Below are 16,295 nucleotides of genomic sequence, written 5' to 3' on the forward strand. Positions count from 1 at the left end.
CATTTATTATGTCAATTATAATATACTAATTTATAACTTTTTTTAGCACTTTAATTAACTTTTCATTTTCTTCTCTTTTTCTTACTGCAACTCTGTAATACTTATTATTTAATCCTTCATAATTACTACAGCTTCTTATAATGATATTTTCTTTCATTAATTCTAATTTTAAATCTATTTCTTTTTCTAATTTAAACATTATAAAGTTAACAGATGGCTTAAAAACTTTTATATCCTCAAAGCTATTTAGCTCATTATATAAGTAATTCTTTTCTTCTTCAATATATGAAATAGTCTTCTTAATATATTCCTTTTCCTTTAAAGAATATATTGCAGCCTTCTCAGCCAAAACATTAATATTCCATGGAACTGAAAGAGCTTCTATTTTATTTATAATATCTTCATTGCTAGAAATACCATATCCTATTCTTATACCTGGTATTGCAAATAGTTTAGTCATAGATTTAATAATAAAAAGATTATCATATTCTTTTATGAAGCTAATTGCTGAATAATTTTCTGCTTCCTTTATAAAATCTAAAAAAGATTCATCTACTGCAACAATTGTATTGGTAAATTTTGCTTTTTTAATTATATTTATAATTGATTCTTTACTAGTAAGAGTTCCTGTAGGATTATTTGGATTACAAATAAAAACCATATCTATATCATCATTTATGTAACTATTTATTTCTTCGTCAATAATCCAATTTTTCTCCTCTTTTAAGTGATAATATTTAATTTCACTATTTACACTTAAGGCTGCTTCCTCATATTCTCCAAAAGTAGGTGCAGGTAATAATACCTTTTTAGGCTTTACAGCTCTAACTAAATTAAAAATAACTTCTGCAGCTCCATTCCCTAAAATTAAATTTTTGTTTTCTACGCCTTCAAATTCACTTATTGCTGATTTCAAATTAAAATATGTAATATCAGGATATTTTTCAACTTCATCTAAAGACTTTATTATTATGTCTTTAACTCTAGCATTAATTCCTAAAGGATTTATATTAGCAGAAAAATCAATAAGCTTACTTTTATCTAAATTAAAATTTCTAGATATCTCATCTATATTTCCACCATGAACTACCTTACTCATTTAAAATCCTCCAATTAAATTTAATACAACAGCAACTAAATAGCTTAATGTTGTAACTAAATACAATATATTATTAGTTTTATAAACATCTGAAATATCAATATTTTTTATATTATCTCCTATAGTTGGCTTTTCTACTAATTTACCAAAATAATAATTTGCTCCTCCTAGCTTTAATCCAAGTGCACCTGCTACAGCTGCTTCAGGATGGGCACTATTTGGACTACTATGATTATATTTATCTCTAGAGTATATTTTATAAGAATTTTTATAATCTAACTTTAATATGTAGGATGAAAGTATTATTAAATATCCTGTAAGTCTAGCTGGTATGTAATTAAATATATCATCTAATTTAGCTGGAAAATAACCGAAATCCTTGTACTTATCATTTTTATATCCAAAGATAGAATCCATAGTATTAACAGCTTTATATACAAAAGCAAAGGGAGCACCAAACAATCCAGCATAAAATAATGGTGCTACAACACCATCTGACATATTTTCTGCTATAGTTTCAACTACTGCTCTTAATATTCCTTCTTTATCTAATGAATTAGTATCTCTTCCAACTATATATGAAAGTTGTTTTCTTGCCCCTTCTAAATCATCCTTTAATAAAAATTTTATAACTTTTAAGCCTTCTACCTTTAAAGCCTTAGCTGAAATTGTGAAATAAATCATAATTCCACTAATAGCAGTACCCAAAATATGATTAATACTAAAGCTTAACTTTAGAATTAAAAAACTTATAGTATATACTATTACCACAGAAAAAATCCAAGTTAATAAACCTGCTATTTTTAAGGATTTACTTAGCATCTTCCTAAAAATCATTTCTAAGCTATTACATATCTTCCCTATAAATCTAATTGGATGAAAGGGGTTTTGTGGATCTCCTATTAATAAATCTAATAAAAAACCTATAGTTAATTCCTTCATTTTCTTCTTCCTAACCTTTATATATTCTTTATATCTTCAACTTTTGTAATTTCAAATTTATTATTTAAAAACTCTACTGTAATTTTATATCCTTGTCCAAAGCTAGGTTGCCAAGTATAAAAGTTTTTACTATTATCATAAAACTCTTCTAATATTGTACCTATAGTTCCACCATGGGAAATCAATAAAACTGAATTGATTTTCATATTATTTATATCTTTAATAAAAGATATAAACTGCTCTCTTATCCTTTTTTTATAAGCATTCTTACTTTCACCCTTAGGACACTTCACTTCTCCTGACTTATCTGTTATCCACTCTATATATCTCTCATCTTCCTTTAAATCCTCATAGGATTTCATTTCAAAATCTCCAAAGTCATATTCAAAGAAACCTCTTAATTCTATAAATTCATTATTTTCATACAGAATTTTAAAGGTTTCATTTGCTCTTTTTGCTCCACTAGTAAAGTATTTATCGCATTTAGGATATTTAAGACTTTCTTTTAATTTTTTTAATTCTACTACTCCACTATTACTTAAGGATAAATCTGTCTTACCACAATAAAGCCTCTTCTCATTAGCAATAGTCTTTCCATGCCTTATTAATATAATTTCAATCTTATTCATCTTTAAGCACCGTTGCTATTCCACAGAAAACCCTATAAACAGTTTTAGAAGTCTTACTTATATATTGGAGACACTTACCTGTATTTTCTCTCCACATTCTATCTTCTTTTTTTAATGGAACTATTCCCTGGGAAATGTCATCACATATAATTATTTTATCTTTAAAAAGTTCCTTATTTTTAATCATATACTCAGTGGCATCAATGCCTTTTAAAGAAAGTTTATATATAAATTTATGAAATTTATTAATTACACTTTTGGTGAAATCTATATCAATGCTATTTAATTCATCATTTATTGTGTATATATCATCCTCTGTAATATTAAACTTTTCTTTTACAAAACTTAATTTTCCGTTATAAGCTCCTCCAAAAATTAAAATCAAAGCTATCACTCCCAACTAAATAATCGATAAGATTAATATTCCTAAAACTTCACTTAGTACTAATCCATACCCAGCAATATCCCCTGAAATTCCTCCAAGTTCTTTAATACTTTTCTCTACAGAAAGAATAGCAATAATTATCATTGCTAAAGATACTAGTATAAACTTTATTCCTAATAACATAAATAAGCCCGAAGCTATTATTAAAAATATATATAAAATTAATATATCAACTTTCGTAGTTCCCTTTTTAAAATAAGAGCCTAAAGAACTTTCCTTCATAGCTTCTTTTTTTAGTAACATAATCCCCATTAAGCTTCTTGATATAATAGGTATAATTATAATTCCAATTATGCTAGTTCTATTTTCTACTAAGGTATAAGTAGAAGCAAAATCAATTATAAATAATATTCCAAGAGAAATAACTGAAAATGCTCCAGTATTAGGATCCTTAAGAATTCTTACCTTTTCTTTTTTATCTCTTCTAGATAGTAATGCATCACATACATCCATAAAACCATCTAAATGTAACATTCCTGTTATAATAAAAGGTGTTACCATAGTTAAAGCTGATATTAATATTGTTGATAAATTAAAATAATCTGTAAGCCTAAAAACTACATAATTTATAACTCCAACAAATATACCAACTAAAGGATAAAGTTTCATCATATGTCTAACAGCTTCATCCTTCCATACCTTATAGGGTACTGGTAATATTGTAAACATACTTAAAGCCATTATAAAACCATTAATTAAATTCTTCATTTTATCTTCCTTATCATATTTTTACCTTTATGTATTATTTCATTGTTAAAGCTACACTCAATAACAACATCTGAAATTTTACATAAATTAATATTTAACCTTCCTATTTCTTTTCTAAAAGCTTCTGTGTAACTATCATAAATAATTCCATCGCTAAATAAATAATCAGTAACTATTATTAAATTTTCTACCTTTTTACTTATAGAATCTATATCTTCAAATAACTTTTCTCTAACATTTGGTATAAAATTACCTTCACAAAACATCTCGTTAGTAACTAAAGAAGTAATACTATCTAATAAAATAGTATCATTATTATTTAAGTTATAAACTATATCTTTTAAATTTCTATGTTTTTCTATAGTTGTAAATCCAAAGCCTTCTCTATCTAGCAAATGTCTTTCTATTCTACTGTTATCTTCTAGGTCTGAAGGCTTCATAGTAGCAAGATAATATAATAGTCCTTCTTTATTTTCTAACTTTTTTGCATAATTTTGAGCTGCCATAGATTTTCCACTTTTAGAACCACCAACTAACAATATAATCATTTTTATTCAACCTTTTTCTTTTATTTATCAACAATATAATTCTTCTTATCCTTAATCTTACTCAAATAGCTTGGATCTATTTCTGCTTCATGAAAAGTAGCCATGTTGTTCATAATTGCACAAGCATAATTAACTATTGAAAATGCTATGGGACATCCACTTCCTTCACCTAATCTCATATCTAAATTCAACATTGGTTCAAGGCCTATATTATTTATAGCAATACTATAGCCTATTTCTTTTGAAACATGTGATGGAATTAAGTAATCTTTAACCTTGCTACATAATTTAGTTGCTACTAAGGCTGCTACTACTGAAATAAATCCATCTATTACAATGGGAAGCTTATAATAAGCTGCACCTAAATAAACTCCTACCATTCCTGCTAAATCAAAGCCTCCAACTTTAGCAATTACATCTATTGGATCTTCTCTATTTGGCTTATTTATCTCTATTGCCTTCTTTACTACTTCTTTCTTAAGTATAAAAGCTTCATCTGTAAGGCCAGCTCCCTTACCAACAACTTCATCTATTTCACAAGCTACTAGGGAAGCTAAAACTGCACTACTTGTAGTAGTATTTCCAATTCCCATTTCTCCAACACCTAATATATCATAGCCCTTTTCTTTAACATCTCTTACTAAATCAATTCCTATATATATAGCTTTTAGAGCCTCTTCATAGCTCATAGCTTCGCCCTTAGCTATATTATAAGTTCCTTTTCTTATCTTCTTATTAATAGCACCTGGAATTTCTCCATCACAATTCACTCCAATATCTACTACTATTAAATCAGTGCTATTTTCCTTTGCTAAAACTGCAACACCCGTAAGACCTTTAGAAAAATTTATAGTTTGTGCTAAGGTAACATACTGTGGAGATGATGCAACCCCTTCTTCAACTACACCATTATCAGAAGATAAAATTATTATACATTTTTTATCTATTCTATTCTTTACTTTACCTGTAATTCCAGATAATTTAATAGCTAATTCTTCAAGTTTACCTAAACTTCCTAAAGGCTTAGCTAAGATATTCATTCTTTCTCTTGCAGTTTCCTTTGCTTTTTCATTTACTCCTTCTATATTATTAATAAAACTAAAAACTTCATTTTTATAATTCATTACTATCACCCAATTAATTACTTCTTTTTTGTTATAATATATTAAATGTTAATTAAAAGTCAATTATACTATATTTATAGCTAAATAAAGGGCACTGTTACCACAGCACCCTTTAAGCTCTTTTTATTATTTGAATTTGAGGAATTTTAGGCCATAAATTTTTTTTACTTTTTATCTTTAGTTTAATACCATTAACTTCTATATTATTTAATTTAATCTTTATATTTTCACTATCTCTATTAATTTCTTCACTGGATAGTATTAATTTTTCACTGTCATGTGACAAATCTATAATTTCATAACTAATAATATCATAATTAACTAATGGATATATTAATTTTTCAATTGTAATAGAAGTTGTGAACCTATAAACAAATTCTCTTAGATATAAATTAATATCATTATCTAAATATATGTAGTTTTCATTATATATAATATCATTTTCATAATCATTTTTATATTTATTTGCTATTTCCTTTAGCTTTTTCATACTATCCTTAGAAAATTCAAGGACCTCACTATAATCAGAAAAACCTTCATATAATACTGTAGTTGAAAGAATATCATCTATTTCAATACAATTCATACTAAGCCTCCTTAAGCCTACAATTAATCTAAAATTTATATCAATTGTAACATTTTACCTTATTATATATATTGTCATACTATTAACTAACTTTTTAAAGTCCTATATTATCTTATTATGGTCATAAAATAATATGACTAAAGTCCTATGAATTTCCATGCAGTTATTATAACTACACCTTAAAGGATATTATATACTGCCCTCTAAATTTTTAATGTTTCCTTTATAGCTTCTACTACTCCATTATCATTATTACTTTTTGCAATAAATCTAGAAACCTTCTTTAAATCATCATGGGCATTTTCCATAGCAAAACTATAATATGCACTATCCATCATTTCTAAATCATTAAGATAATCTCCAAATACCATTGTTTCTTTATGATCTATATCAAGCATATCTTGAATTTTCTTTATAGCAACTCCCTTATTAACACCCTTAGCTGTTATATCAAGCCAAATTTCTCCTGATACTGTTACTTGAAGCTTGTCCTTATATTCATTATAGTAATTATTACTATTAAGTTCAGAACCTGAAAAATCACATATTGTTACCTTTAATATATCATCTTCTACTTTATCTAAGTCATCTACTATTTCGTATCTCTCATAGTATTTCTTTGTTTCCTTTACTAATCTTTCATCACTACTTTCTATATAAGCTGATTTTTTACCACAAACTATAACATAGGCATTTTCAATAGTTCTTCCTATCTTTATAAGCTCTTTAGCAATATTCTTATCTAAAGCATTAACAAGGATTTCTTCACCCTTATATACTACAAAAGTTCCATTTTCAGCTATAAACATCATATTATCTTTAATTTTTTCGAATCTTTTTAATAAGTTATAATATTGTCTTCCACTTGCAGCTGCAAATATTATGTCTTTTTCAACAAGCTTATTAAAAATTTTAAAAAACTCTTCATTTATTTCATTATTTTTATTTAGCAATGTTCCATCCATATCTGATGCTATTAATTTTATCATTTTTAAATCCCTTCCCTATTAATATAATAATTTAACATTAGTTTTCTTAAGAGCTTCTATTATATTTTTATCTGGCTCCTTATCAGTAATTATATATTCAACCTCATTTAATTCTGAAAATTTATATGAACCATCTTTATAAAATTTATTATTATCTACTAATAAATACGTGGTTTTACTTGAATTAATTATAGCTTTCTTAGTTTCTGCCTCATCTAAGTTAAAGTTACTTATAAAATTCTCTTCTATATTTATCCCACCAACACCTATAAAGGCCTTATCTATTTTAAATTTTTTAATTTCTTCAATTGAAAAAGCTCCAATGGTTCCCCCAAGCTTCTTATTATAAGAACCACCTATTTGAATAACATCTATATTATTATTAAAATCAAACTCCATAGCAATTCTATTCATATTTGTAATTATTGTTATTTTCTTATTAAAATTAGACATCATATTTGCAATCATATAATTAGTACTAGAAATATCTAAAAAAACAACATCATCTTCTTCTATTTCAGCAATTGCTATTTTGCCAATGCTTTCTTTTTCATTTAAATTCATAATTACTCTAGATGAAGTATTCTCATTATGTTCTATTTTTCTTTCTAGAATTGCACCACCATAAGTTCTTTTTATACCACCATATTGTTCAAGTTTGCATAAATCCTTACGTATCATACCTTCTGAAACATTAAATTTTTCACTTAGCTCTTTAACTCTAACTTTACCATTTCTTTTAAGAATATCTAATATATCCTCAAGCCTTTCTTCCATAAACAAAAAAATACACCTTCTTATGATTATTCATTATTATTTATTATTGTTTATTACTATTTATTATTATTTTATATTAATTTTTATTTTTAAGCAAGAAAAAAAGAGTTTAGAAACATTTTTTAATGTATCCTAAACTCTTTACTATTAATTAAAAATTATTAGAATTAGTAAAAGCAAAATCTTCATCATTATTTACGTTTTTATTTTTAGTTAAAAGTAAACCTATGGTTACTCCAATAGCTCCTATTATACTAAAGATTATATAAACTGTATTTCCTCCAAAGCTTTCACTTAACACATAAGGTGCTATAGTTGCAATTAAATTATTAACCATATGAACAATTATAGCTGGCCATAATGACTTTGTTTTATAAGTAATGTAACCAAATACTAATCCTAATAGTGTTGCATAAGCACCTTGAACTAAATTAAAATGGAAAACGCCAAATAAAATAGCCTGTATTATTATAGTCCATTTAATGGATATCTTCTTACTTAAGGTGTTATAAATTACCCCTCTAAATAAAAATTCTTCAGCAAAAGGAGCTACTATTCCTACTGCAATTATGGATATAATTATACTTCCACTACTAAGTGGTGCTAACATATTTTCCATATAATCAAATTGACTTGTAAATAATCCTGCTTCATCAATTAAACTTAATACACCAGAATTAAATAACCAACAAGAAATACCTAAAATAATTGCAAAACAAATATTAAAGCTATTAGTTTTTTTAATTTGAAGTTCCTCCTTGCAATTTTTCTTTCTTATTTTATAAATTAAAAATAAAATAAGAACAGTTAATATGGATGAAATCAATAGAAAAACATTTGTTAAACTTACGGTAAATTCTAAAAGACCATCTAGATCTGAACTAATAGGATTAACCCCTCCACTAATATTGCTCATTTCATTTATTACATAGAATACTGATATTATTATTCCCCCTATAATGGATACTGATAATTGAGACAATAATGCTATAAATAAATATCCTATCGCTGCAAAAAATGCTTTAACCTTCTCTTTCATAAAACCTTCTCCCTTCTAGCTAAAAATATTAATTAAAATAATTATACATTATTTTTACTTTTTATACCATAAGTTACAATTAATATCTAATTATATTTTAATATTAATTTATCTTAATATTTCATCTTTTATATAGAATTCTTTAAAAATCTACTTAAAAATATATACTTTTTCATAATTACTTATAAAAACTATCTTTTCCCTTACTAATACTTTATTTTTTCTCATCATTGGTTTAAAATTATATACATAATTATTTATATAATATTTGATTTAAAAGAAAAAAATAGTATATAACTATATATAATACTAAAAGATAATTTGTATAGGAGAGGTTTGCATATGTCAAATGAAAACATGTCATCTAACTTTATAAGAAATATAATTATTGAAGACTTAGAAAATAAAAAGCACGATGAAATAATAACTCGTTTTCCACCAGAACCAAATGGATACTTACACATAGGTCATGCTAAATCAATAGTTTTAAATTCAGGTCTTGCAGAAGAATTCAAAGGTAAATTTAATTTAAGATTTGATGATACTAATCCAACTAAAGAAGATACTGAATATGTTGAATCAATTAAAGAAGATGTTAAATGGCTAGGGGGTAATTGGGACAATATATATTTTGCTTCTGATTATTTCGATGTTATGTACGACAAAGCAAAGCTATTAATTAAGAAGGGCTTAGCTTACGTTTGCGATTTAACTCCAGAAGAAATAAGAGAATATAGAGGAACTTTAACTGAACCAGGAAAAGAAAGTCCTTATAGAAATAGATCTGTGGAAGAAAATCTTGATTTATTAGAAAGAATGAAAAATGGTGAATTTGAAGATGGATCAAAGGTTCTAAGAGCTAAAATAGATATGTCTTCTCCTAATATCAATATGAGAGATCCTATTATTTATAGAATTGCTCATGCAACACATCATAATACTGGAGATAAGTGGTGTATATATCCTATGTATGATTTTGCTCATCCTCTTGAAGATGCAATTGAAGGTATAACACATTCAATTTGTACTTTAGAGTTTGAAGACCATAGACCTCTTTATGATTGGTTTGTTAAAGAATGTGAAATGGAGCATACTCCAAGACAAATTGAATTTGCTAGACTTAACATGACTAACACTGTTATGAGTAAGAGAAAGCTTAAGCAACTAGTTGATGAAAAAGTAGTTGATGGATGGGATGATCCAAGAATGCCTACTGTTTCTGGATTAAGAAGAAGAGGCTATACTCCTGAAGCTATAAGAAACTTCTGCTCAGCAATTGGAGTTTCAAAAGCTAATTCAGTTGTAGATTCTCAAATGCTTGAATACTTTATAAGAGAAGACTTACAACTAAAAGCTAATGCTGCTATGGCAGTTATGAGACCATTAAAAGTAGTTATAACTAACTATCCAGAAGGACAAACAGAAATGCTGCCAGTTCCAAATAACGCTAAAAACGAAGAAGCTGGTACTAGAGAAGTTCCATTTTCAAGAGAAATATATATAGAGCAAGAAGACTTTATGGAAGTACCTGTTAAAAAGTACTTTAGATTATTCCCTGGAAACGAAGTAAGATTAATCGGCGCTTACTTTATTAAATGTAACGATGTAATAAAAGATGAAAATGGAAATGTAGTTGAATTACATTGTACTTATGACCCAGAAACTAAGAGTGGTTCTGGATTCACTGGAAGAAAAGTTAAAGGAACTATCCACTGGGTAGATGCAAAAACTGCAAAGCCAGCAGAATTTAGACTTTATGAACCATTAATATTAGATGATGCTCCAGAAAATGAAGGAAAGCATTTCTTAGAACAAATAAATCCTAACTCATTAGAAGTACTAGAAGGATTTATAGAAGAAACTACTGCTAATATTGCAAAACCACAAGATAAATTCCAATTAGTAAGAAACGGCTTCTTTAATGTAGATCCTAAGTACACTACTGATGATAAATTAGTATTTAATAGAATAGTATCATTAAAGAGCTCATTCAAAATTAACAATTAAGAATTAATAATAAATTACGTAAAAAAGAAGTTTCCTCTAGGAACTTCTTTTTTTATATTATAAAAGAGCTTACTTTACTAATAGATTTTATAATTGCGAATAAAATAAGGTATTATTATCTTCAGCTTGGAAGAAGATAAATATTATATGACTGGGAGTTGAATCAAGATATGTAACATTTATCTTTTGTACTTATTAGTCAATTTTTCTGTTGAAATATTTCTTTCTTGGTTATAAAATATTCTATGTATTTTACATATACAATCATTAAACTTAAGATATAGGGAGGCACTTATGAATAATTTTACAACTATATTAATACTAACAATTGTTGGTGGTCTTATAGGATGGATAACTAATATCTTAGCTATAAAGCTTTTGTTTAGACCAATAAAACCAATAAAGATTCCCATTTTAAATATTGAAATATTAGGCTTAATTCCTAAAAGAAAAAATGAAATTGCAGCTAATATAGGAGAAGTTATTTCCAATGAATTACTATCAATGGACGATATATTAAATCAAGCATTTAATAGCTCTAATGGTGAAAACTTCAATTCTTATTTAATAGATAAAATTAAAAATATAATAAATGAAAAGTTAGATATTATTCCTATGCCCTTTAGAGTGATGGCATTACCTTATATTGATGAAATATTAAATAATGAGGTTCCTAAAGCAGTTAATGAAATTAGTACCGATTTATTAAATAAGGCTAAGGAAAATGTTGATATTCAAAAAATTGTTGAAGAAAAAATCAATGAATTAGACTTGGAAAAACTAGAAGAAATAATAATTAAAGTTGCTAAAAAGGAGCTAAAACATATTGAAATTCTAGGTCTCGTATTGGGTGCTGTTATTGGGGTACTTCAAGGAATTTTAGTTATTTTCCTATAAAATTTAACTATATAAAATTACATATTATTACTTAATGATTAATAAAAAATACTGTACTACAATTACTTTGTAATACAGTATTTTTAGGTTAATACCTATAATAGAAGTTCTTATTTTTCTAAATCTATAGTTATTTTTTCATTCTTTAATTAATTACTTTTTATTTCTTTCTTCTTAAAAATACACCTGCACCAGTTATCATTAATGCTGATAATATAACTCCTATAGCTGAAGTTCCTCCTGTATTTGGTAATTTACTTGCTTTATCCTCTTTCACTTTATTATTACCTGCTATAGTTATAGTAGAGTTTGCTAAATCTATAGCATTACTTGTAGGTGGTACTGTTGGCTTTGGTGTTGCTGGTTTTGTTTCAGTATCTCCAGGAGTGGATGTAGTTTCATTATCATCAGCTTTTACTAATTCTAAATTATCTAAAACTTTCTCTAAGGCTTTTGAAGCCTCATTCACTACTTCTTGTGTAGCTTCTTTATCATTTAAGATACTCTTAAGTTCTTGCACTTTTTCATTAAGAATTGCAATACTTACTTCAGTATACTTAGATACATCTATTGCTTCTGCTTCATTAATTAATTCTTGTAGCTTAGTTTTATCAACTATTAATCGTAACTCTAAATATACTTTAACTAACTTATTATAAGCATCATTAACTTCTGACTCTACTGCATCTTCATTTTCTATTACTTTTTTAGCTTTTTCAAGCTCTGCAGTAAGGTTAGACCAGGTTGATGCTATATATTTGCTTTCATCTAGTACTTTTATTGTTTCAACTATTTTTTTTAGTTCAGTCTTATCACCTTTCATTATTTGTAATTTATCAATAACATTAGTTAATTTATTTAAAGCTTCATCCACTACTTCTTGTGTAGCTTCTTTATTTTCTAATACAACCATACTATTGTCTAATTCAGCTTTAAAGCTTACCCATGATTCTGATGTATATATTTCTTCTAATCTATCTTTATTTTCATTATAAAGATTTTGAAGTTCAGACTTATTAGCCTCAGGTACTCCAACCTTTATAAACTTAGCAGTTAATGATGTATTGCTTGCTACATTAAATGTATATGTTACACTTTCAGAAACCTTATTCCCTAAAGAATTATACCATCCATCAAATGAATATCCTTTATTAGGAGTTGCAGTAACAGTAACCTCTTCTCCCTTCCTTACATCTTTTCCACCACTTACACTTCCCCCATCAGTTGTATCTACATAAACAGTAAACATTTGCTCTGGTTTATTTGCAATATCAAATTCTGAAACTGCCACCCAACCATCATTTGATGCTTTAGCTACAAACTTAATGTATTGAACTTCTTGTTCATCAAATATAAATGTCTTTTTATTTGCATTTACATCAAAGACTTTATTTTCAGCTACAAGCTTCCACTCATCAGAAGCTTTATTTTTTATATATAAATCTGCTTTAGTAACATAACCACTTACAGCATCTGATCTAGGTGTAAATGAGAATTGATTTATTTCATATGATTTACCCAAATTTATTTCAGCATAAAATGAATTACTTCCATTTAACTTATCACTTGCACCTTGCCAATTAGAGTGCCATATTGTATTTGCTTTATTATCAAATGCATATATCAATTTACCTTCAGTATCATTATAAATAGTTTCAGTATTAGTAGTACCATTCCAATTTTCTTTATGATAAACATCTTCAAATGCTTTAGTTTCAGAAACTTCTACGTTATCAATAACACCTTGAATAGCATTTGTCTTTGATCCTATTCTTTCCAAAGGTAGTGCAAATGTAGAATTTGTTATATTTTCTTTCTTAATTATATCATTATGAATAAACTTTCCACTTGCTTGAGAAACAAATTCATCATTTACATATAATTCAGTTTTTTGTTGTTTTGCAACTATTTTTATATTAACTTTTTTACCAACTGGTAATTCATAATCAAAGTAATAGTTATACAATTCTCTTGTAAATCCAAGCTTTCCATTTTCCATAATTCTTATATCATGAGTACCATATGGAGAATCTGCTTCAAATAAAATATCCCCTGGTTTTGATGATTTATTTAAAGTAATATCAAAGGATAATTTATTACCATTACCAAGCTTTTCAATAGTTGAAGTTACATAACTATCTTTTTCTGATAAAACTAAAGCTCCATTTTCCACCTTAGCTTTTCCTTGAACTAAGTCTCTATCATTAGGAGAAGTATCTTGTAATCCATTTTCAAAATCATAGCTTTGATATACTGATCCCACTTTACTTTCTTGATAATATGGATTTATCCTTGGTCCAATTCCCTTTTCACTTGCTAATGTACTTAAAACTTGAGAAGTTCCTTTTTCCTTACCAGTTGTAGCCCATGTTTTTTCAGCATAGAATTGCATAGCATCAAAGAAACGCCAATATAAATCTGATTCAGTTAATCCTGATGCCCTCTTATCAATATTATCATTCCAAATTGCAAAAGCTGCACCTAAAACTTGATTATCACCTGAAGGAATATATTTATATCCTGATCTAGTTCCTATACGATTTGCTTCAAACTCATTAAATATACGATTCACATTTAATAAATCTCCATAAGAATTTGAACGTGTTTTATTTCCGTTAGGAACCATATATCCAAAATCATCAATTGTATTTATTAACTTATATCCCATATCATACATTTGTATTCCATCAGCCCAACCACTAGACCATAAATTCATTTCTACGTTTTCTATTGCCTCTTTATTAATTACTGTTTTTCCATCATCAATCCAAGTCAGTCCACCCCACATACGAACAGTATTGCTTTCCTTTATATATGGTACTAGTTCATTTATGAAATTACGATATGATGTATAGTTTGCTAAAAATTCGTCAGCACCAATATGAACTGTTGTTTGTGAATCAAAAGTTGGATTACTTCCTTTTGTATAGTCATCAAATATTTCTTTTACTTTATTTATAGCTTCTGGTTTAGATATATCTATATGGTCAAGTAGAGGTCGATTTGAATTTAACCTAGATACTTGATTTGCAACCATTAACTCTGGCCAAATTTTAGTGAATGATGTAGCATGAGCTGGAACATCTATTTCTGGAACTATATTCATTCCAAGATTTCTTTCCTCAACAATAAAGTCATTAAATTCTTCTTTAGACATATAATAATCTTTTGCTGTAGGAGATTCTCCCTTATCATTTTTTAAACCTGATTCTAAACGAAAAGCTTCATATGCTTTAAATGCTTCTTTTTCATTTTCTAATTTCCCATAGTCTTCTAAGAAAATATAATTATCTGATAAATGTACTTGGAAATCATTCATCTTATAATATCTCATAGTTCGTGCAACATCTTTCATCATTTCCATTGATACAGGCTTACGAGCTACATCAAATAAAAATCCACGTGTTTTAAATCTAGGATAGTCTCTCATAATTCCCACATTAAATGTACTTTTATTTTGCTTATACATCTGTAATATAGTCTGCATTCCATACATATTTCCTGTAACACTTTGAGATTTTACAACAATCTTATCCCCTTGAATATCCATTGTATATCCTTCATCACCTAATAAAGTATCTGGAGCTTCTTTTATAAAATTATATGAATTTGATTTAGTACTTCCCTTTTCTTTACTTAATTCTACCCCTGTAAAATTCTTATAATCATCTATAAATTCATCTACTACATTTACTAATGAGTCATCATTATAAACTACTTTATTAATAGTATTTATATTTAAAGTATTACTGCTATCTGAATACCATTCTGCTATTTCTGGAATTACAACTGGCTTTGTATTCATACCTTCCTTTTGAGTATTCTTTCCTTTTATAATGAAATTTAAATCATCAGTCTTTTTTGTTTTATTAGTTGCTGTTTCAGTAACCACAAATGAAACTTTTACATTTTTATCTGTTAATGGTCTAACAATAGTTCCATCAGTAGCAATAATTTGTTCAAAATCAGCACCATTTATCTTAATTGAAAATCCCTCTGGTACTGATGGCATTGGTAGTTTTTCTATATTATTTTCAATGGTTTGACCTGTAACACTAGAAATTACGCTATCTAATGTTGGTATATTAGTTTGATCTGTTGAATAAACTTCAACTTCATTTATCCCAACATTTTTCCAATTTAATGTTCCACTATTAGCATCTAAAATAGTTATTTTTACCTTTGAAGCAGTTTTATTTTCATTAAGAAGTATTTTTTCCACCTGTTTGGCCTTTTCTGCTTTTCTATAAACTTCAGTGTATGTTCCATTATTTTCTAACTCAATCTTATATCCTAGAATATTTTGGTTTGCATCTGTTCGTTCAAAGTAAATATTAATTTGTCTTACTTGTTTAGCTTCTTGTAAGTTTATTTCTACCCATTCATTTGCAGCTTTATTTTGTGCTGTTCCCCAACGAGTACTCATATTCCCATCTACGACCTTTGCTGGTGCTGTACTGTCAACTTCAAAGCTGCTAGCAGTTACTGGTTTATATACTTTATAT

Annotated in this window: 14 protein-coding genes; 2 read left to right on the forward strand and 12 right to left on the reverse strand. The window is 27.1% G+C overall.

The features are described 5' to 3' along the window. Positions 1-25: 25 nt before the first annotated feature. From cobD to ACQRD5_RS09325, 11 genes are all read right to left on the reverse strand, one after another. Positions 26-1,099, reverse strand: coding sequence for a threonine-phosphate decarboxylase CobD (gene cobD / locus ACQRD5_RS09275; RefSeq protein WP_427746748.1), 1,074 nt, complete (start codon positions 1,097-1,099; stop codon positions 26-28). Next, on the reverse strand, positions 1,100-2,041 hold the full coding sequence (locus tag ACQRD5_RS09280; protein ID WP_291628699.1) for a cobalamin biosynthesis protein: 942 nt from the start codon (positions 2,039-2,041) through the stop codon (positions 1,100-1,102). It lies immediately after the preceding gene. A gap of 17 nt (positions 2,042-2,058) precedes the next feature. Next, the gene (locus tag ACQRD5_RS09285; protein ID WP_291628700.1) at positions 2,059-2,670 is read right to left on the reverse strand and encodes a histidine phosphatase family protein; all 612 of its coding nucleotides are present in this window, start codon (positions 2,668-2,670) and stop codon (positions 2,059-2,061) included. Further along, positions 2,663-3,055: a bifunctional adenosylcobinamide kinase/adenosylcobinamide-phosphate guanylyltransferase gene (locus ACQRD5_RS09290; protein ID WP_291628701.1), complete on the reverse strand. Its 393-nt coding sequence runs from the start codon at positions 3,053-3,055 to the stop codon at positions 2,663-2,665. The genes ACQRD5_RS09285 and ACQRD5_RS09290 overlap by 8 nt, the downstream gene beginning before the upstream one ends. A 15-nt stretch (positions 3,056-3,070) precedes the next feature. Further along, entirely contained in the window at positions 3,071-3,823 is a 753-nt protein-coding gene (locus tag ACQRD5_RS09295) for an adenosylcobinamide-GDP ribazoletransferase (protein WP_291628702.1), read from the reverse strand. Next, a complete protein-coding gene (locus tag ACQRD5_RS09300) occupies positions 3,820-4,371 on the reverse strand; it encodes a bifunctional adenosylcobinamide kinase/adenosylcobinamide-phosphate guanylyltransferase (RefSeq protein WP_291628704.1) in 552 nt (183 codons plus the stop codon). The genes ACQRD5_RS09295 and ACQRD5_RS09300 overlap by 4 nt, the downstream gene beginning before the upstream one ends. A gap of 20 nt (positions 4,372-4,391) precedes the next feature. Next, positions 4,392-5,495, reverse strand: coding sequence for a nicotinate-nucleotide--dimethylbenzimidazole phosphoribosyltransferase (gene cobT / locus ACQRD5_RS09305; RefSeq protein WP_291628707.1), 1,104 nt, complete (start codon positions 5,493-5,495; stop codon positions 4,392-4,394). A 112-nt stretch (positions 5,496-5,607) separates the two neighbouring features. Then, positions 5,608-6,081: a hypothetical protein gene (locus tag ACQRD5_RS09310; protein WP_320900220.1), complete on the reverse strand. Its 474-nt coding sequence runs from the start codon at positions 6,079-6,081 to the stop codon at positions 5,608-5,610. Between the two features lie 203 nt (positions 6,082-6,284). Then, positions 6,285-7,070: an HAD family hydrolase gene (locus ACQRD5_RS09315; RefSeq protein WP_291628711.1), complete on the reverse strand. Its 786-nt coding sequence runs from the start codon at positions 7,068-7,070 to the stop codon at positions 6,285-6,287. A gap of 18 nt (positions 7,071-7,088) precedes the next feature. Beyond that, positions 7,089-7,847 carry a DeoR/GlpR family DNA-binding transcription regulator gene (locus ACQRD5_RS09320; protein WP_291628713.1) on the reverse strand — a complete coding sequence of 253 codons (759 nt, stop codon included), beginning with the start codon at positions 7,845-7,847 and terminating at the stop codon, positions 7,089-7,091. A gap of 151 nt (positions 7,848-7,998) precedes the next feature. Further along, a complete protein-coding gene (locus tag ACQRD5_RS09325; protein ID WP_320628004.1) occupies positions 7,999-8,886 on the reverse strand; it encodes a type II CAAX endopeptidase family protein in 888 nt (295 codons plus the stop codon). A gap of 342 nt (positions 8,887-9,228) precedes the next feature. Between ACQRD5_RS09325 and ACQRD5_RS09330 the strand changes: the two genes are divergently transcribed. Further along, positions 9,229-10,893, forward strand: a complete 1,665-nt coding sequence (locus ACQRD5_RS09330) for a glutamine--tRNA ligase/YqeY domain fusion protein (RefSeq protein WP_291628719.1) — start codon at positions 9,229-9,231, stop codon at positions 10,891-10,893. A gap of 294 nt (positions 10,894-11,187) precedes the next feature. Next, complete coding sequence (locus ACQRD5_RS09335) at positions 11,188-11,790, forward strand: DUF445 domain-containing protein (protein ID WP_291628721.1); 603 nt, start codon at positions 11,188-11,190, stop codon at positions 11,788-11,790. Positions 11,791-11,950: 160 nt separating this feature from the next. Here ACQRD5_RS09335 and ACQRD5_RS09340 read toward each other — a convergent pair. Further along, positions 11,951-16,295: discoidin domain-containing protein (locus ACQRD5_RS09340; RefSeq protein ID WP_427746751.1), on the reverse strand; the 4,345-nt coding region annotated here is incomplete at its 5' end.

Source organism: Clostridium sp. SGI.024, from assembly GCF_050315195.1.
In the GTDB taxonomy this organism is placed as follows: domain Bacteria; phylum Bacillota; class Clostridia; order Clostridiales; family Clostridiaceae; genus Clostridium.